Source organism: Lederbergia citrisecunda, assembly GCF_018343695.1.
In the GTDB taxonomy this organism is placed as follows: Bacteria; Bacillota; Bacilli; order Bacillales; family Bacillaceae_C; genus Lederbergia; species Lederbergia citrisecunda.
Map to the genome: position 1 here is coordinate 1,083,804 of NZ_JAGYPJ010000001.1, position 19,694 is coordinate 1,103,497.

Annotated in this window: 15 protein-coding genes; 11 read left to right on the plus strand and 4 right to left on the minus strand. The window is 38.2% G+C overall.

The window, feature by feature from the left end; genetic code table 11:
- Positions 1-6 precede the first annotated feature (6 nt).
- Positions 7-1,113, minus strand: a complete 1,107-nt coding sequence (locus KHA93_RS05385; RefSeq protein ID WP_233711047.1) for a CapA family protein — start codon at positions 1,111-1,113, stop codon at positions 7-9.
- 78 nt (positions 1,114-1,191) lie between these two features.
- Positions 1,192-1,773, minus strand: coding sequence for a glycerol-3-phosphate 1-O-acyltransferase PlsY (gene plsY / locus KHA93_RS05390; RefSeq protein WP_213109797.1), 582 nt, complete (start codon positions 1,771-1,773; stop codon positions 1,192-1,194).
- A 319-nt stretch (positions 1,774-2,092) separates the two neighbouring features.
- Here plsY and KHA93_RS05395 point away from each other — a divergent pair, with 319 nt between their 5' ends.
- From KHA93_RS05395 to KHA93_RS05445, 11 genes are all read left to right on the plus strand, one after another.
- Entirely contained in the window at positions 2,093-2,506 is a 414-nt protein-coding gene (locus KHA93_RS05395; protein WP_213109798.1) for a CoA-binding protein, read from the plus strand.
- Between the two features lie 441 nt (positions 2,507-2,947).
- Positions 2,948-4,924 carry a DNA topoisomerase IV subunit B gene (gene parE, locus KHA93_RS05400; protein ID WP_349772262.1) on the plus strand — a complete coding sequence of 659 codons (1,977 nt, stop codon included), beginning with the start codon at positions 2,948-2,950 and terminating at the stop codon, positions 4,922-4,924.
- Entirely contained in the window at positions 4,924-7,371 is a 2,448-nt protein-coding gene (parC, locus tag KHA93_RS05405) for a DNA topoisomerase IV subunit A (protein ID WP_213109799.1), read from the plus strand. Before parE ends, parC begins: the two co-directional genes overlap by 1 nt.
- A gap of 200 nt (positions 7,372-7,571) precedes the next feature.
- A complete protein-coding gene (argC, locus tag KHA93_RS05410; RefSeq protein WP_213109800.1) occupies positions 7,572-8,606 on the plus strand; it encodes an N-acetyl-gamma-glutamyl-phosphate reductase in 1,035 nt (344 codons plus the stop codon).
- Positions 8,607-8,642: 36 nt separating this feature from the next.
- Positions 8,643-9,872: a bifunctional glutamate N-acetyltransferase/amino-acid acetyltransferase ArgJ gene (gene argJ, locus KHA93_RS05415; RefSeq protein ID WP_213109801.1), complete on the plus strand. Its 1,230-nt coding sequence runs from the start codon at positions 8,643-8,645 to the stop codon at positions 9,870-9,872.
- Positions 9,873-9,890: 18 nt separating this feature from the next.
- Positions 9,891-10,670: an acetylglutamate kinase gene (gene argB / locus KHA93_RS05420; protein WP_213109802.1), complete on the plus strand. Its 780-nt coding sequence runs from the start codon at positions 9,891-9,893 to the stop codon at positions 10,668-10,670.
- Between the two features lies 1 nt (position 10,671).
- A complete protein-coding gene (gene argD / locus KHA93_RS05425; RefSeq protein ID WP_213109803.1) occupies positions 10,672-11,829 on the plus strand; it encodes an acetylornithine transaminase in 1,158 nt (385 codons plus the stop codon).
- Between the two features lie 66 nt (positions 11,830-11,895).
- Complete coding sequence (locus tag KHA93_RS05430; RefSeq protein ID WP_213109804.1) at positions 11,896-12,951, plus strand: carbamoyl phosphate synthase small subunit; 1,056 nt, start codon at positions 11,896-11,898, stop codon at positions 12,949-12,951.
- A complete protein-coding gene (carB, locus tag KHA93_RS05435; RefSeq protein WP_213109805.1) occupies positions 12,944-16,048 on the plus strand; it encodes a carbamoyl-phosphate synthase (glutamine-hydrolyzing) large subunit in 3,105 nt (1,034 codons plus the stop codon). The genes KHA93_RS05430 and carB overlap by 8 nt, the downstream gene beginning before the upstream one ends.
- A complete protein-coding gene (argF, locus tag KHA93_RS05440) occupies positions 16,048-16,995 on the plus strand; it encodes an ornithine carbamoyltransferase (RefSeq protein WP_213109806.1) in 948 nt (315 codons plus the stop codon). The genes carB and argF overlap by 1 nt, the downstream gene beginning before the upstream one ends.
- A 349-nt stretch (positions 16,996-17,344) precedes the next feature.
- A complete protein-coding gene (locus tag KHA93_RS05445; protein WP_213109807.1) occupies positions 17,345-17,551 on the plus strand; it encodes a hypothetical protein in 207 nt (68 codons plus the stop codon).
- A gap of 492 nt (positions 17,552-18,043) precedes the next feature.
- Here the strand turns inward: KHA93_RS05445 and KHA93_RS05450 are convergent, their stop codons facing one another.
- On the minus strand, positions 18,044-18,793 hold the full coding sequence (locus KHA93_RS05450) for an ABC transporter permease (protein ID WP_213109808.1): 750 nt from the start codon (positions 18,791-18,793) through the stop codon (positions 18,044-18,046).
- Entirely contained in the window at positions 18,794-19,555 is a 762-nt protein-coding gene (locus tag KHA93_RS05455) for an ABC transporter ATP-binding protein (protein ID WP_213109809.1), read from the minus strand. It abuts the gene before it with no gap.
- Positions 19,556-19,694: the final 139 nt, after the last annotated feature.

Here is a 19,694-nt window from a genome sequence, read left to right on the forward strand (position 1 = left end):
TTTGCATTATTTCTTATTTAAAAAAAACTGTTGAATTTCATCACTTGTATGAGTGGTAAATCCTTTATTTTTCGCAACATCTAGCGGATATACTCTGTACGTTCGAAAATGTGTACTTGCTGAGAAGGTTGGATGAAAATCTACTTTGTCGATTGAAGTAGTTGAGCTATTGCCTTTTACCTCTTTCTTTACTTTAATTTCAACCATACCTCCAATGTCCTTATAATCCCATATTTGACCTGATATAAAATTTCCTAATGAATAAACAACAATCCCTTTTTTTCCATCGGGTTTTTCAAACCACTCAATCGGTTGAAGAACGTGAGGATGATGTCCTATAATAATGTCTGCTCCTGCATTCATAAATTCGGCTGCTTGATCTTTTTGAATTTGATTAGGCTGCCGAACATATTCATCGCCCCAATGAATAGCTAATAAAACAAGATCAGATTTTGGTTTAGCTTCATTAATATCTTTTACAACTTGTTTTGGATCTAAATGACTGACAAGATATTCCTTTCCTTGGGGAATTGGAATACCGTTAAAATGGGTCGCATACGATAGTACGGCAATTCTTATTCCATTTACAGTCATAATTCTCATGTTTGCTTTATCTTCTGGATCTTTAAACGTTCCGGTATAAGGCAGTTTTTTCTTCTCGTAATAACGAATAGCACTTAAGATCCCACGTTCGCCTTTATCAAGTGAATGGTTATTGGCTGTTGTAACCATATCAACACCAGCATTCATTAACGCATCAACGATTTCATGGGGACTATTAAATGATGGGTAACTAGTAATGCCAATTTCAGATCCGCCGGGAATAGACTCTTGATTTGCAATTAACAAATCTGGCTTTTGCAATAAAGATTTTACGGGTTCAAACATAGGGTTAAAATCATAGCCATTTTTTGTTTTAGCGTCATTATAAACCCAGTCATGAATTAAAATATCACCAATACCACCAATAACAGCTTCCGTACTATATCCTTTCGATACAAGTTGAATGTTTCTCTGATTTTGTACATTGATGCTCTTTTGTATAGATTGTGTAGATTGATTATTTTGATATAGAAGTATAGTAATGATGCCTAAAAGTAATAAAATAATCAATATGCTGGAAAATACAATATTTTTTTTCCTCATTGGCAATCAATCTTTCTATTATTTATTTTACATTTTCAAATCTTCTCAAATCCATTTTACTTTAGGCTCTGTTTTATTGATAATCCGTTTAATATTCGTTCTATGTCGTATTATTACAAAAAATGCGAGAGCCGCAGCAACAAGAATAAGTGGCAAGTCTCCTGTGAAAAGGGAATAGATTACAGCAAACAATCCAGCCAAAATGGATGATAATGATACATATTTTGAAAATTTTAAACTAATTAAAAAAACGATTACTAATAATACAAAGAGTAGAGGCTCGTAGCCTAAAAGAACACCACCCGAAGTCGCTACCGCTTTTCCTCCGCGGAAACCAGCGAAAATTGGGAACATATGCCCCAGTACCGCAAACACCCCTGCAATAAGGGGATGTAAATCAATTCCAAAAATCATTGGTAGAAAGATGACGAGTGTTCCTTTTAAAATATCAGCTAAGGTAACTGTAATCCCTGCTTTTTTTCCTAAAGTTCGAAAAGTATTCGTACCGCCAAGATTTCCGCTGCCATGTTGTCTAATGTCTATTCCATAAAAGGCTTTTCCAACAATTAAGCCTGAAGGTATGGATCCAATTAAATAGGCTAAGAGTAGTACGAGTGCGTATAACATGTGCATTGCTCCTTTAAGTAAAATAAGGAAACTTAAAATTAAGAACTTTTTGAATTCCTATTTGAGATGGTTTCCGTTTAACTCCTGTATCTATGCTATATTTTTTTAACATCACGAAAGTCATTCATCACTGGATAGGCGTTTTTCGTATTTAGTTCATTTTTCAGTTCATTTCCCGTTCATTCATTGTACCATGAAGATTCTTTAAAGAAAAAACAATTTCTGCATAAATTGTCGTTCTGAGTATTGTGCTTGCAACAAATCTCTTACTGAATTACGATAATATGTAACACTTACTTCTAAAAAGGAGGAATTTGATATGGCCATTGAAAATCCAAGTCGCCAAGAAATCGGAGAAATATTGAAAAAAGCAAAAAGAATAGCGGTTGTCGGAATTAGTGATAATCCCGAAAGAACATCATATATGGTGTCTGAGGCGATGAAAAATGCAGGATACGAAATTATACCTGTAAATCCTCTCGTCGATGAAGTGTTGGGAACGAAAGCGGTCTCTACTTTAAAAGACATAGAAGGGCACGTAGATATAGTTAATGTATTTAGAAGACCGGAGTTTCTACCTGAAATTGCAAAGGAATTTACTGAAATTGATGCTGACGTATTCTGGGCACAATTAGGGATAGAAAACGATGAAGCCTATGAGTATTTAAAAGAAAAGGGATATACTGTCATTATGGACCGCTGTATAAAGGTCGAACATGCATTAACGAAATGATTTTTACCAATTCAAGCACTTAAAAGGTGCTTGTTTTTTATTGGTTCTGCAAAAGCAAATTTGCCAAAACCGGATTAAGGGTTATAGAATAAGACATACGCGATTATTTTTGATAAAATAAATATAGAGCGAACACCTGTTTGATTATTGTTTTTCTAGGAAATTATAAACTTGAACATTGTGGACAACTTTCTAGGTAGGAAGTTTTCGTCCAGCTTCAGCGCCTATCGACTAGCTAACTTCTTGTCCTTCTCCCTACGATAAGTCAACATCGGCTCGTTCCTCGCCGTGTTTCCTTTATCTCAGTCGAAGGCCGAGAGGAACGTCGACTAAAAACGCCACGTCCTGTGGCAACGTCGACGGACCCACATTCTGTGGGCCTGTACGTCGATGGACAGGCGCTTGCGCTTTTGTTCTTAGGTTGTTGAAAGGGGTATATAAGTGGTAAAAAATATAACAAACATTGAATATAATGATGATTCAATACAAGTATTAGAAGGACTGGAAGCCGTAAGAAAACGGCCAGGAATGTATATTGGGTCAACGGATTCACGAGGGTTGCACCATTTAGTTTATGAAATCGTAGACAATTCCGTTGATGAAGCGCTTGCAGGTCACGGAAATGAAATTATTGTAAAAATTCATAAAGACAATAGCATTAGTGTCGAAGATAAAGGTAGGGGGATGCCTACCGGAATGCATCAAACAGGTAAGCCAACGACAGAAGTCATCTTTACTGTTCTACATGCTGGTGGAAAATTTGGTCAAGGTGGTTATAAAACGAGTGGAGGACTTCACGGGGTTGGAGCTTCGGTTGTCAATGCCCTCTCAGAATGGCTAATCGTCACCATCAAACGTGATGGCTTTATTTTTGAGCAAAAATTTCATAATGGTGGTAAGCCTGAAACGACTCTTGAAAAAATCGGAACATCCAAACAATCCGGTACGAAGATTCATTTTAAGCCAGATGCATCTATATTTAGCACAACAACTTATAATTATGATTTATTATGTGAAAGATTACGTGAGTCTGCCTTTTTATTAAAAGGATTAAAAATAGAAGTAGTGGATCTTCGCCATGATCAACGCGACGTCTTTCATTATGAAAATGGAATCGAAGCGTTTGTTGAATATTTAAATGAAGAGAAAGATGTTTTACATCCAGTTGCTTCTTTTGAAGGCGACACAAATGATATCGAAGTAGAATTTGCCTTTCAATTTAATGATGGCTTTTCGGAAAATATGCTTTCCTTTGTTAATAATGTAAGAACAAAGGATGGAGGGACCCATGAGGTCGGCGCAAGAACAGCTATGACGCGTATATTTAATGAGTATGCAAGAAAAACAGGGCTACTAAAAGAAAAAGAAAAAAATCTTGAAGGCTCTGATATTAGAGAAGGTCTTTCCGCAATTATTTCTGTCAGAATTCCAGAGGGGCTACTTCAATTTGAGGGTCAGACAAAAGGAAAACTGGGGACAGCAGAAGCTAGATCGGCAGTTGATACTGTCATTACAGAGCATTTAACTTATTTTCTTGCCGAAAATCACGATGTCAGCACGTTACTTGCAAAAAAAGCGGTAAAGGCAGCTCAAGCACGTGAAGCAGCTAGAAAAGCAAGGGAAGAAGCAAGGAGTGGAAAAAAGCGTCGGAAGACAGACGCACTATTATCTGGAAAATTAACTCCTGCACAATCACGTAATCCACAGAAAAATGAATTATATCTGGTGGAAGGGGACTCTGCTGGAGGTTCTGCTAAGCAAGGTAGGGACCGAAAGTTTCAAGCGATTCTTCCACTTCGTGGAAAAGTCATTAACACAGAAAAAGCTAAGCTTCAGGATATTTTTAAAAATGAAGAAATTAATACAATCATCCATACTATTGGTGCTGGAGTAGGACCTGATTTTAGCTTGGAAGATGTAAATTACGATAAAATTGTTATTATGACGGACGCAGACACAGATGGAGCTCATATTCAAGTACTGCTATTAACCTTTTTCTATCGGTATATGAAGCCGCTAATTGAGGCAGGCAAAGTATATATCGCACTTCCTCCTCTTTATAAAGTAAGTAAAGGGAGCGGTAAAAAAGAAGTGATTGAATATGCTTGGACAGATGATGACCTTGATGCTGCTACGAAAAAAGTTGGGAAAGGCTATATGCTACAGCGATATAAAGGTCTTGGTGAAATGAATGCCGACCAGCTTTGGGATACGACAATGAATCCAGAAACGAGAACATTGATTCGTGTTATGATCGATGATGGAGCAAGAGCAGAAAGAAGAGTAACGACTCTTATGGGAGATAAGGTAGAACCACGCAGAAAGTGGATTGAAAGCAATGTTCAATTTGGAATGGAAGATGATCAAAGTATACTAGATAATGATAACTTGACATCGGAAGGGGGACCTCTGTTCTAATGAGTTTACAAGAAAGATTTCAAGATTTACCTCTTGAAGAAGTTATTGGAGACCGTTTTGGTCGTTATAGTAAATATATAATTCAAGATCGGGCGCTGCCTGATGCTAGGGACGGACTAAAGCCCGTACAACGTCGCATTTTGTATGCGATGCATATGGAAGGTAATACAGCGGATAAAGGGTTTCGAAAATCAGCTAAAACAGTAGGGAATGTTATAGGTAATTATCATCCACATGGTGATACGTCTGTATATGATGCGATGGTGAGGATGAGCCAGCCATGGAAGGTTCGGCAAATGCTTGTAGAAATGCATGGGAATAACGGAAGTGTTGATGGTGACCCAGCAGCTGCAATGCGTTATACAGAGGCACGTCTTTCTCAAGTTGCTTCAGAATTATTACGTGATATTGATAAAAGAACGGTGGATTTTGTACCTAACTTTGACGACACATCCTCAGAGCCCACCGTATTACCAGCAAGATTTCCAAACCTGTTAGTGAATGGTTCAACGGGTATATCTGCTGGTTATGCGACTGATATCCCTCCTCATCATTTAGGGGAAGTAATTGATGCTGTCATTATGCGTATTGAAAACCCTAGTTGCACAGTGGATAATGCGATGACGGTTCTAAAAGGACCTGATTTCCCAACCGGTGGGATTATCCAAGGAATTGATGGCATTAAAAAGGCATATGAAACCGGCCGTGGAAAAATGATAGTAAGAGCAAAAACGGAAATCGAGTCCATTCGTGGGGGACGCCAGCAAATTGTCATTACAGAAATTCCATATGATGTCAATAAAGCGAATCTCGTGAAAAAAATGGATGAATTTCGTCTAGATCGTAAGCTAGAAGGGATCGCGGAAGTCCGTGATGAAACGGATCGAACGGGTCTGCGAATTGTAGTTGAATTAAAAAAAGAAGCAGATGCTGAAGGTGTATTGAATTATTTATTTAAAAATAGTGATCTTCAAGTAACGTATAACTTCAATATGGTCGCGATCGATAATCGAAGGCCGAAATTAATGGGACTACTGGATTTGCTTGATGCTTACATCGGCCACCAGAAAGAAGTGGTAACGAATCGTTCAAGCTATGAACTGCAAAAAGCAAGAGAAAGACATCATATCGTGGAAGGGTTAATGAAGGCACTTTCCATACTTGATGAAGTGATTGCAACCATTCGCGCTTCAAAAGATAAACGCGATGCTAAAGATAATCTCATAAATAAATATACTTTTACAGAAAAGCAAGCTGAAGCGATTGTATCCCTCCAACTGTATCGATTGACAAACACGGATATTACAGCACTTCAGAATGAAGCTAGCGAATTAATCAATACGATTGAATACTTAACAGGAATTTTAGAAAGTGAAAAGAAACTTTTAAACTTAATAAAAAAAGAACTTAAAGACATCAAGAAGAAATATTCAGATGCCAGACGTACCGTAATTGAAGAAAAAGTTGCTGAAATAAAAATTAATCTAGAAGTCATGATTCCAAGTGAGGATGTTATTGTAACTGTGACGAAGGAAGGATATATAAAAAGAACGAGTATCCGTTCCTATTCGGCGTCAAACGGCCAAGAACTAGCTATGAAAGAATCAGACTGGCTTTTATTTATGCAAGAAATTAATACGACAGATACTTTATTATTGTTTACGAATAAAGGAAATTATTTATACATGCCTGTTCATGAGCTCCCAGATATTCGTTGGAAAGACCTCGGACAACATGTAGCTGCTATTATGCCGATTGCACGTGACGAGGAAATCATTAAAGCTATTCCAATTAAAGAATTTACTGAACATGAGTTCCTTGTATTCTTCACTAAGCAAGGAATGGTGAAGAAAAGTTCCTTAGATTTATACAAAGCACAACGATATTCTCGTCCATTAGTTGCTATAAATTTAAAAGAAGATGATCAAGTTGTAGATGTCCATATTACGGATGGTAAAAAGGATATATTTATCGCTACACATATTGGGTATGGATTATGGTTTTCAGAAGAAGAAGTAAATCAAGTAGGTGCAAGGGCTGCAGGTGTTAAGGCTATTAATTTAAAAGATCATGATTATGTAGTAAATGGTGAAGTTTTCTCTCCAGATGAAAGTGATATCAGTATTCTCATTGCTACGCATCGAAGTGCAGTCAAGAAAATGAAAATATCCGAATTTGATAAGGCTAGCCGTGCCAAACGAGGAGTTGTTTTATTGCGTGAGTTGAAAAATAACCCGCATAGAATCATTGGGATGAAAGTTGTAGATAATCGTGATGAATTAACACTCGTGACTGAAAAAGGCCAAGAAGAAGTGATTCATAGTTCGAATATTAGATTTAATGATCGTTATTCTAATGGATCCTTTGTTATGGATGAAGCGAAGAGTGGAAAAGCAGAAGCATTGTTTAAAAATGTCCATATCGGGGTAGAAGAAGAAAAGAATTGAAGAAAATAAGCCTTCAACATCGAAGGCTTATTTTTTTACAAAGAAATTTATAAATATACTATTGTATTTATTTTTATTCACAGTATAATAGAAAACATCATAAATAATTATTGAAATAACGACTCAAAAAAAGAATGAGTATATTTTTATACTCTAATATACAAGTGGCAAACTTGTCAGACATTTTAGGAGTGAAACGAATGAGAGTAGGAATTGTTGGTGCAACTGGATATGGAGGAGCAGAGTTACTGCGCATTTTACATTCCCACCCAAACTTTGAAATCGTTGCAATATATACATCTTCTCAGCAAGGAAGAAACATTCATTACCATTATCCACATTTGACAGGTATTATTCCTTCAACACTAGAAGAAATTGATCCTATAAAAATGGCAAAAAATACAGATGTTGTTTTTCTGGCTGTCCCTACTGGTGTTGCTTCACAACTAGCACCAGAACTACTATCTGCAGGATGTGTGGTCATTGATTTAACGGGTGATTTTCGCTTAAAAAATACTGAAGACTATGAATATTGGTATAAGCGTAAGGCAGCTCCAAGGGAATGGATCGAAAAAGCTGTATATTCATTACCAGAATTAAATAAAGCTTCAATAAAAGGCAGTAAATTAATATCCAATCCCGGTTGTTATCCAACAGCTACACTTCTAGGATTGGCGCCATTAGTAAAAGCTAAAATTCTAAAAGAAGGATCCGTTATTATAGACGCAAAATCAGGAGTTTCAGGTGCTGGTCAGACTGTAAGTTTAGGAAATATATATAGTGAACTCAATGAAAATCTTAAAATATATAAAGTAAATCAACATCAGCATATCCCGGAAATAGAGCAGATGCTGCAAGAATTGGGATACGATTCCCCTATCACTTTTCAAACACATCTTGTTCCGATGACAAGGGGAATCATGTCCACTATTTATGGAACTGTTGAAGGAAGTATGAGTGAAGATGAATTGTGGAAGCTTTACAATGATTTTTATGTCGATAAGCCCTTCGTCCGTGTAAGGGATATAGGCATATTTCCATCTACAAAAGAGGTTGCTGCTTCGAACTTTTGTGACATTGGAATATCATTTGACGATCGAACAGGGAGAATTACGATCGTATCAGTTATAGATAATTTGATGAAAGGGGCTGCTGGCCAAGCGGTACAAAATGCAAATTTATTATTTGGTTTTGAAGAAACCGCTGGACTAAATTTCAGTCCTGTATATCCGTAAACTAATATTACAAACATCAAAAGAGGAGTGATTAAAATGCAAATAACGGGAAAAGAGCAAATATTGAAAATAGAAGAAGGTACAGTCATTACCCCCCTAGGTTTTTCAGCTGCTGGATTACATACAAAGGTGAAAAGAAAGCGTAACGACTTAGGATTAATATATTGTGAAGTTCCTGCTGAAGCTGCTGCTGTCTACACGTTGAATCAAATTAAAGCCGCTCCTCTAAAAGTCACGAAAGAGAACATAGATCTTGAGGGGAAACTTCAAGCGATTATTGTGAATAGTGGAAATGCAAATGCATGTACAGGAAATCAAGGCTTATTCGATGCACATTTAATGAAAAATGCAGTAGCAAATTTGCTATCGATTAAAGATCATTATGTAGCTGTTGCTTCTACTGGTGTAATCGGTGAAAAAATGCCAATGGAGAAAATTATCCCTGGGATTGAACATCTTGTACCACAAAAAAATAAACAGGCTGCTCTAGATTTTAATGAAGCTATTTTAACAACAGATACATGCATGAAAACAACATGTTATGAAACGGTTATTGATGGTGTCCAAATTACAATGGCCGGATCTGCTAAAGGATCAGGAATGATCGCTCCAAACATGGCTACCATGCTTGGCTTCATTACAACAGATGCGAATATTTCTCACAACTATTTGCAGGCGGCTTTAAGTGAAGTGACAAATAAAACATTTAATAGAATTACCGTTGATGGTGATACGTCAACGAATGATATGGTCATTGTCATGGCGAGCGGTTTAGCTAATAATGCAGAACTAACACCTAACCATGAAGAATGGGATCAATTTGTTCTTTTACTTGAAAAAGTTTGTGAAGATCTTGCCATTATGATTGCGAAAGACGGAGAAGGAGCAACAAAACTAATAGAAGTGAATGTATATGGAGCGGTATCTGACGATGAAGCAGGAAAGGTCGCCAAAACAGTCGTTGGTTCAGATCTAGTTAAAACAATGGTATATGGCTCCGATCCTAACTGGGGCAGAGTCATGATGGCGATTGGAAAAAGTGGTATGACGTTAGATCCTGAAAAAATCGATATTGCTATTGGGCCATATTCACTTTTAGAAAACAGTCAACCAGCAAACTATGTTGAAGAAACGTTAAGCGATTATTTAAAAAATGAAACGGTTGTTATGAATATCAACTTAAATATAGGTGCAGGATTCGGAAAAGCATGGGGTTGTGATTTGACGTATGATTATGTGCGTATCAATGCTAGCTATCGTACGTGATTGAAGGAGGGTAAAGCAATGAAAAATATCATCGTCATTAAGTGCGGTGGAAGCATGATTGACACTTTATCCGATGACTTTTTTATAGGTATTAAAAAAATGCAAGAAACGGGTTTTTATCCTGTTATTGTCCATGGTGGTGGCCCTGCTATTAATGATCTTCTTAAGGATTTACAAATACAATCTGAATTTGTGAATGGATTAAGAAAAACGACGCATGAAATTATGGAAGTTGTTGAAATGGTTTTGTCAGGGACAATAACGAATAAATTAGTCCGTAAGTTTCAAAAACATGGAATATCATCCATAGGTATTACTGGCTCTGACGGTGGTTTGATGTATGCAAAGCCGAAAGATTTGGAGACTTTAGGTTTAGTAGGAGAAATAACTCGAGTGAATCAGAAATTTTTAACTGATTTATTGTCAATTGGAATGGTTCCCGTCATTTCTCCAATCGCTATCGGATTGAATCATGAAGATTATTACAATATCAATGCAGATACGGTCGCTGGTGAAATTGCCGTGGCACTTAATGCTGAAAAAGTCATTTTTGTAACGGATGTTCCGGGTGTGTTAAAAGATAATGAAATCATTGAAAAGACAACTGAGTCTGAAATTTTAGGATTTATCGATGATGGAACTATTTCGGGAGGGATGATTCCGAAAGTAATGGCCGCCATTCATAGCCTTAATAGTGGTATGAAGGAAGCGATGATTGTCAGTGGCCATAAACCGTTATTGGATGGTGTACAAATCAAAGGGACTACGATAAAAAAAGAATTGGAGGCAGTGAAATAAAATGACCCATTTATTCGAAAACTATGCAAGATGGGACGTAGAAATCGTCTCTGGTTCTGGAACTAATGTAGTAGATTCTAGTGGAAAAGATTATTTGGACTTTACATCGGGAATAGGTGTATGTAATTTAGGGCATTGTCACCCACATGTTGTAGAGGCCACGACTAATCAACTACAAAAAATATGGCATACTTCAAATTTATTTAAAAGTTCACTGCAAGAAGAAGTAGCAGAAAAACTTACTTTACATTCCATTGGAGGTTCAGTTTTCTTCTGCAATAGCGGTGCTGAAGCAAATGAAGCTGCTATTAAACTAGCTCGAAAATATACGGGAAAATCAAAAGTGATAACATTCCTTCAATCCTTTCATGGTCGTACGTTTGCAACGATGGCTGCCACAGGTCAAGATAAAGTGAAACAAGGGTTTGGCTCAATGCTAGAAACTTTTGTTCATCTGCCATATAACGATGTTAGCGCATTGAAAAATGAAATTGATCATGAAACAGCTGCCGTCATGCTTGAGATTGTCCAAGGTGAAGGTGGTGTCCACGTCGCTACTGAGGATTTCATAGTTTCAGTTGAACAATTATGTAAGGAAAATGGAGCACTCCTCATTGTTGATGAAGTGCAAACTGGAATCGGGCGTACAGGGAAACCTTTTGCTTATCAGCATTATAAACTTTCTCCTGATATCATTACATCAGCTAAAGGACTTGGAAATGGTTTTCCAACTGGTGCAATGATTGGCAAGGACTTTTTAATAGCCGCATTTAATCCAGGTAGTCATGGCTCAACTTTTGGTGGGAATCCAATTGCTATGACAGCTGCTAGCGCTACTTTAGATCTTATTTTTGATGACGAATTTTTAAATGAAGTAGCTGAAAAAGGTGAATATTTTAAATCGAAGCTTGAGGAGATATTTGCCCCATTGGAAAATTTCAAAGGCATACGCCATAAAGGTTTAATGTTTGGGGTAGAGTTTTCTAATGAAGTAGGGTCGATGATTAGTAAATTGAGAGAAAATGGTCTGCTTGCTTTAGTTGCGGGGCCAAATGTCATCCGGTTTTTACCACCACTTACCGTCACATATGGAGAATTAGACGCAGCACTAGGGATTATCGGTGGCACTTTACTTGATAAACAAAAAGTAACATTTTAATATTTTTTTGTTTGTGGTGTATAAAAATACAACTAGAGAAATAAAAATACGATGAGGTGAAGGTGCATGATGGAAGGTATGATTAAACTGGCGAATGGAGTTACATATACCGGCCATTGGCACGGGGACGAAACGGAATGCTCTGGAGAAATGGTCTTTTTCACAGGAATGGGAAATTTTTTAGAATTCATCTCCGACCCTGCCATGAAAGGGAAGATTGTATTAGCTACATATCCTAGCATTCTTAATAGTTTTATTGATCAAGAGAAGCTTGAGAGTGAAGATATCCAAGTTGCTGGACTAGTGATTCAGCAAGAATACGGAAAATCGTCCTTATCGGTTAAAAAATGGTTAACTATCTTTAAAGAAAAATGTATACCTGTAATGACAGGAATGGATACTCGATCGATCATTAAGCAACTTCTGAAAGTAGGAGAAACACCAGTTTTCATGAAAGCAAATGAGGTAGATGGTAAAAGTACAGTTAAGCGAAGTAAAGTAATGTCATCCTTTAGCTATCAGACAATTAATCCTAACGGGAAATCTCATATTGCCTTAATTGATTTTTCTGTAAAAAAATCATTAATGAAATGGCTAATTCAATCTGATTATAAGGTTACGATTGTACCTGCGGAAATTACAGCAGAAAAAATGAAAGCACTGAACCCAGATGGGATCGTTTTTTCGGGAGGAGCAGGAAATCCTTCAAACTGGAAAAAATACTTTCCTGAATACAAAGAAATTGCAAAAGAATATCCTACCATGGCATTTGGTCTAGGTCATCAAATACTAGCTGAAGCATTTGGTGCCTATATTGAAAAAATGAAATGGGGACATAGAAGTTTTAAACATCCTATTATGCATGTGGAATCAAAAGAAGTTTATATGTCAAATCAAAATCACGGATATGAAGTTTCAGAGGAAGGTCTTGAGGATGCAGGATTTAATATATCGTTTCAATCTATTCAAGATCAATCCATTGAAGGACTAACCCATAAAATGTATCCTATTGCGACATATCAATTTCATCCCGATGGAAAAAATCCAAAACTTGAAACGATCATCAAATATGCTTTTTCTAATCAGCTGAGACAAGCAAAAGGAGAAAACATTTATGCCTAAGCTAAAAGGTTTAAAGAAAGTTTTGGTTATTGGTTCGGGTCCAATCATAATTGGTCAGGCAGCGGAGTTTGATTATGCTGGAACGCAAGCATGTGTGGCTCTAAAAGAAGAAGGTATTGAAGTCGTACTTGTAAATAATAATCCAGCAACGATTATGACGGATGAACAATTTGCAGATATCGTTTATTTCGAACCAATGACTGTTCAATCCATTACTGAAATAATAAAAAAAGAAAAACCCGATGCCATATTAGGGACACTCGGTGGTCAGACGGGTTTGAATTTAACTGTTCAATTGTATGAGCAAGGAGTATTAGATAAGTATAATGTAAAAGTACTTGGTACTACGCCGGAATCGATTATCCAAGGGGAGGATCGTGAAGCGTTTCGTGCCTTAATGCATGAACTAGAAGAACCTGTTCCAGACAGTTGTATTATTCATACTGTCAATGAAGCTATCGAATTTGCAAACCAAATTGGCTATCCTGTCATCATTCGTCCAGCTTATACATTAGGTGGCGGTGGAGGAGGAATTGTAACGACAGAAGATCAATTGATCTCAGTAGTAAAGAAGGGGCTCGAGGCTAGTCCTATAACACAATGCTTAATTGAAAAGAGCATTGCTGGATTTAAAGAATTAGAGTTTGAAATGATTCGAGACGCTAATGATACATGTATCGCAGTTTGCAGTATGGAAAACTTCGATCCTGTAGGTGTCCATACAGGGGATTCCATTGTCGTTGCTCCGCAGCAAACTCTAACAGACAAGGAATATGAAGCTCTTTATGCTTCAGCTGTAAAAATTATTCGGTCATTAAAAATAATCGGGGGTTGCAATATCCAATTTGCACAAGACCCTAACAGCGCTCAATATTATTTAATCGAAGTAAATCCGCGGTTAAGTCGTTCATCGGCCCTTGCTTCCAAAGCAACAGGCTATCCAATTGCAAAAATGGCTGCAAAATTAGCCCTTGGTTATCATTTGCATGAATTAATTAATCCAGTAACAGGTACGACTTTTGCAAGCTCTGAGCCAGTTGTTGATTATACGGTCGTGAAAATGCCTAGATGGCCATTTGATAAGTTTATAGAAGCGGACCGAAAACTTGGTACTCAAATGAAAGCAACAGGTGAAATCATGGCGATAGAACGCCATCTCCCTGCGGCACTTCAAAAAGCAGTTCGATCACTAGAAATAAAAACGAGCGGACTTGAGCTAACCGGAATATCATCCTACAGTGATGAGCAATTATGGGAGTCTGTAACTTTACCAGACGATAGACGCTTTTTTTGTATACTTGAACTGATGAGACGTGGTGTAACGACAGAAGAAATTCATCATGCTACCCACATTCAGCTATTCTTTTTAAATCAGTTGGCACTATTGGTGAGTTTTGAAGATAAAGCAAAAAGAGTCTGCTTAGAGACGATTCCATCCGAATTAATGAAAGAATTAAAAACACTAGGCTTTTCAGATGAGTGGCTAGCTAAAATTTGGAATACTGATTTAAAAAGTGTACGTGAAAAACAAAAACAGTATGAAATTAAGCCTGTCTATAACATGGTTGACTCTTGTGCAGGGGAATTTCCTGCGGCAGCACCTTATTTTTACTCCACTTGGAAAGGTGAAGGCGACTTTATCTCCAGCAGTAAAAAACCTAAAATCGCCATTGTCGGATCTGGTCCAGTAAGAATTGGCCAAGGCATTGAGTTTGATTACTGTACAGTCCACGGAGTTCTTGCTTTAAAGAAAGCGGGCTATGAAGCTATTTTAATCAATAATAATCCTGGAACTGTGAGCACCGACTTTCAAATTGCGGATCGTTTATATTTCGAGCCTCTTAAAGCTGAAGATGTTTTAAATGTACTTGAATATGAGCAACCAGATGGTGTTATCCTTCAATTTGGTGGGCAGACCTCCATTAATCTTGCAAAAGAGTTGGAAGATAACGGAATACCACTGCTTTCTATTTCACAGGAACATATTGATATAGTTGAAGACCGTGAACGTTTTTATTCTCTTCTGAAAGAATTGGAGATACCTCATATTCCTGGATTAACAGCACTGAATGAAGCAGACTTGGTTGTTAAATCAACTGAAATTGGATTTCCTCTTTTATTGAGACCTTCTTATGTTATAGGTGGCCAAGGGATGTTGATCATTGAAAATGAAGATGAATTACAAGAGAAGTTGGGTAATATTTCTTATCCCGTCCTAATTGATGCTTATTATAAAGGTACGGAAATGGAAGTGGATGTGTTATCAGATGGAGAAAATATTTTTATTCCAGGGTTTTTTGAGCATATTGAAAAAGCAGGAGTCCATTCTGGAGATAGTATGGCCGTTACACCGCCTGTTTCCATAAATGATTTTTATCAACAACAAGCGTATGAATATTCGAAAAAAATAGCAACTAAATTACACTTTAAAGGAATTTTTAATGTTCAATTTGTGATTTATAATGAAACGGTATTTGTGTTAGAGGTTAATCCAAGGGCATCGCGGACCGTACCGATTATTAGTAAGATGACTGGTGTTAATGTCATAGAAGAGTGCATTAACATTTTGAATGGTGGTAAAATCAAGGAAAATCAAAAACGCCAAACTTATTTCGCTATTAAAAATCCTGTCTTTTCAACAGGAAAACTGGATGGCGTCGATCCACTATTAACTCCTGAAATGAAATCGACTGGTGAATTGATCGCATTTGGCAAGACGTTTGAAGAAGCCTTAGCAAAGGCAATCAAATGGAATTCAACTAAAGAAAAACAAAAATTAGAAGTATATATAGATGTCGAAGAAAAAGAGTTTCCTCTTATACAAGATATTTTATCAAGAGAGGGTGTTGTCATCGCAAATGAAAACTGTTCATTTGCCGAATGGCTGAAACAAAGCAGCGGTTCTCTCTTCTTAAGTCTAGGGACATCCAAACAATCTAAAGAAATGCGAATGGCGGCATCTATTGCGCAGCTTTCCGTCATAACAGAAATGGAAACTTTATTAACAACGATATCTGCCTATAAACAAAACATTGAAAAACCAATTTCCATGCAGGAATGGCATTTACAATTATCAAATAAAGAAAGGGTGATTTGATGGTGACAACAACGGCTAATAGTTTAAAAGGGAAGCATTTATTGAGCTTATTAGAGCTTTCAACAGATGAAATCACTCAATTAATCGATGTCGCGATTGGTTTAAAGAAAATGCAAAAACAAGGAGAACCTCATCATTATTTAAAAGGGAAAACAATGGCAATGATTTTTGAGAAATCCTCAACAAGAACACGTGTTTCTTTTGAGGTTGGCATGAATCAACTAGGTGGTCATGCACTTTTCTTAAGTCGTGATGATATTCAATTAGGTAGAGGTGAAACTGTCCCTGATACAGCAAAAGTACTCTCAAGATATGTTGATGGAATCATGATTCGTGCCTATGAACATACGGCTGTTGAAGAATTGGCTGCAAATTCAAGCGTACCTGTCATTAATGCACTGACAGATGATCATCATCCTTGTCAAGCTCTTGCCGATTTAATGACGTTATATGAAGTAAAAGGAACCTTTGCTGGGCGAAAGCTCGCTTATGTAGGGGATGGTAATAATGTAGCCCACTCATTAATGATTGCATGTGCAAAACTAGGAGTAGATTGTTCTGTAGCTTCTCCAGAAGGATATGAACCTAAAAAGGAAATAACAGAACTTGCAATGGATATAGCAAAAGAAACAGGAGCGGTTATAGAAGTTTTACATGACCCACATGCAGCAGTAAGCGGTGCAGATGCAGTATACACGGATGTGTGGACGAGCATGGGGTGGGAAGAAGAACAAGAAATTAGATTACAAGCGTTCCAACCTTATCAAGTGAATAGCGAATTAATGTCTTCTGCAAAAAGTGACGCTATTTTCCTCCACTGTCTACCTGCGAAACGTGGGGAAGAAGTAACAGCTGAAGTAATTGATGGCCCACAGTCATATGTGTTTGATGAAGCTGAAAATAGACTTCATGTTCAGAAAGCATTAATGGTAGCGTTAATGGGATAAAGAGATTAAAAAGATGTAGGCTGATTTAAACAGTCTACATCTTTTTTTCAATTGAAGAAGGTAACTTATTCCCCAGTAGCTGTACTCGTAGAATATCTAATAGGAAATCAGAGATGCGTAATTGAAGAAGACTTAAGGCTAGAGGAAGGCATTCAACTGTTAATCAATGATTGCTGTAGGGATCCTTTTATTGTTACTTAGCTAACTGACAGCATAGTTTAAGAAGGAGTTACTTTCAGTGTTATAGAAATCAAATACTAAGTCTGTATCTCCTTTTATTTGTCGTTCGAGTGGGGAATTCGGGGTGCAGAGAAGCAGCTGACCGTGATGACATTATTATAATTCTGATGTGCAAAATTTTACATCAACTGTCATTTCAGCTTTAAGTAATGGTGCAATTATTTATCCAAATAAATATGGCGGTGAGGTATATAAAATAATACTTTATTGTCATTATGTTGAGGGAAGAGCCATCGGAATGAGAGCAGCCCTTTATTCGATTGCACAACAAGATTCTCAAGGAAATAGTTCCTATTCGAAAGGGAAGGAAATATGAATGGACTGTGAGTTCGAAAAACAGGCACCATAAACAAGGAATGCCTTTTAATGGATAAGATCGAATAAAACAACTAAAAATCTGACTTCTGGGAGAAAAATTCTCTCAATTAGTTCTCCCTTAAAAATTTTTATCCTTCAATCGAAAAAAACTATGAATCACATTCCAACTGAAATGTAATCCATAGTTCCTTAAGTTAATGACATCGATTATCAAGGCGGTTTTGCTTCGGAATCTACTCTTTTACTATCAATTATATCTATGGGCTTTATTCTTCCTGCGAAAGACATTAACCGGCTGTAAAGTCTTCTAAAGCATGGATGGCAAATCTCGCGTTGGATTAAGTGATCGAGCGCCACCAATCACACCAATCTTGTGGGTTTCCATGTTTTCGTCGATGGCTGCCCCGGCATTTGAGCAGCCTTCCACGTGATAGCAAATACATTCATTGCAGCGCTGACTATTGATATGGCCAACCCCGTAATGGTGTACTTACCCTAACTGGCGTTTAAATTGTTTATTGGCGAAGAAGTAAGCGATGATCATGATGCCGACGCACCAGGCAAGCGCGATCCAGATATCGTTGCCAATGGACCCTTCATACATTAGGGCGCGAATCGCATTCACGATTGAGGTAACGGGCTGGTTCTCAGCGAACGCACGGACAATTTTAGGCATGGTTTCGGTGGGGACAAAGGCCGAACTGATAAATGGCAGGAAAATCAGCGGGTATGAGTAGGCTGTCGCCCCTTCCATAGACCCAGCTGTCAATCCGGGAATGACCGCCAGCCATGTCAATGCCAGCGTAAACAGCGCGAGTATTCCAGCTACCGCGAGCCAATGCAGGATATCAGCGCTGGAACGGAAGCCCATCAAGAGTGCGACGAGGATAACTACCACGACAGTAAGCGCATTGGAAACAAGCGAGGTCAACACGTGAGCCCACAATACCGACGAGCGTTTGATGGGCATGGTAATGAAACGCGCCATCAGTCCGCTCTTTACATCATTAAACAACCGCAGGGAAGTGTAAGCGACTCCGGATGCGATAGCCATCAGCAAGATTCCCGGTAATAAATAATTGACGTAGTTGTCCGTTCCTGTCTCTATGGCGCCGCCAAATACGTAGACAAACAGCAGCATCATCATAATCGGCGTAATCGCCACCGTGATAATCGTATCCGGGCTGCGCATGATGTTACGCATTAAACGCCCTAATAATACCTTTGTTTTGCTTTTCATTTACATCTCCTCCTTTTTGCCGATGATTGCGAGGAAAATTTCCTCCAATGTCGGCTGCTTCTCGATGTACTCCACTTTCGCTGGCGGGAACATTGCTTTGAGTTCGGTAAGGGTACCGGTCGTGATGATTTTTCCGCCATGCAGGATGGCGATACGGTCCGCCAATTGTTCGGCTTCCTCCAGGTACTGGGTCGTCAACAAGATGGTCGTGCCGCTGCCGGCAAGCTCCTTGACGGTTTCCCAGACTTCAATCCGGGCTTCGGGGTCAAGCCCTGTCGTCGGTTCGTCGAGAAAAATGACTGCTGGCGTTCCGATCAGGCTCATGGCGATGTCAAGCCTGCGTTTCATCCCGCCGGAATATTTGTCTGCCCGGCGGTTGGCCGCGTGACGTAGGCTAAATCTTGCAAGAAGATTGTCGGCGACTTGAGCGGGATTGGAAACTCCCCGCAACTTGGCGATCATCATCAGGTTTTCCCGCCCGTTGAGCATGCCGTCTAAAGCTGCGAACTGCCCAGTCAGGCTGATGCTCTGGCGAACATGATCTGGTTGACGATGGACGTCAAAACCGCAAATACCTACTTTGCCGCCATCGGGCTTCATCACCGTCGAAAGGATGTTGACCGTCGTCGTCTTGCCCGCTCCATTTGAGCCCAGCAGTGCGAAAATTTCGCCACGCCGTACCTCAAAATCCACCCCTTTTAAGACTTCCTTGTCTTTAAAGGATTTTTTTAACCCTTTTACAGAAATCGCTACATTGCTCATACTTTTTTCCTCCTTATAAATAGCGCCTTGCGGAGCTAGATTTCCTAAATACTTCTATTCAGTATGACTGATAATCTGTATTACTTATTACCAAGTTGAAAATATGACTGAATAGCGAATGTGCAACTCACATTTTTAA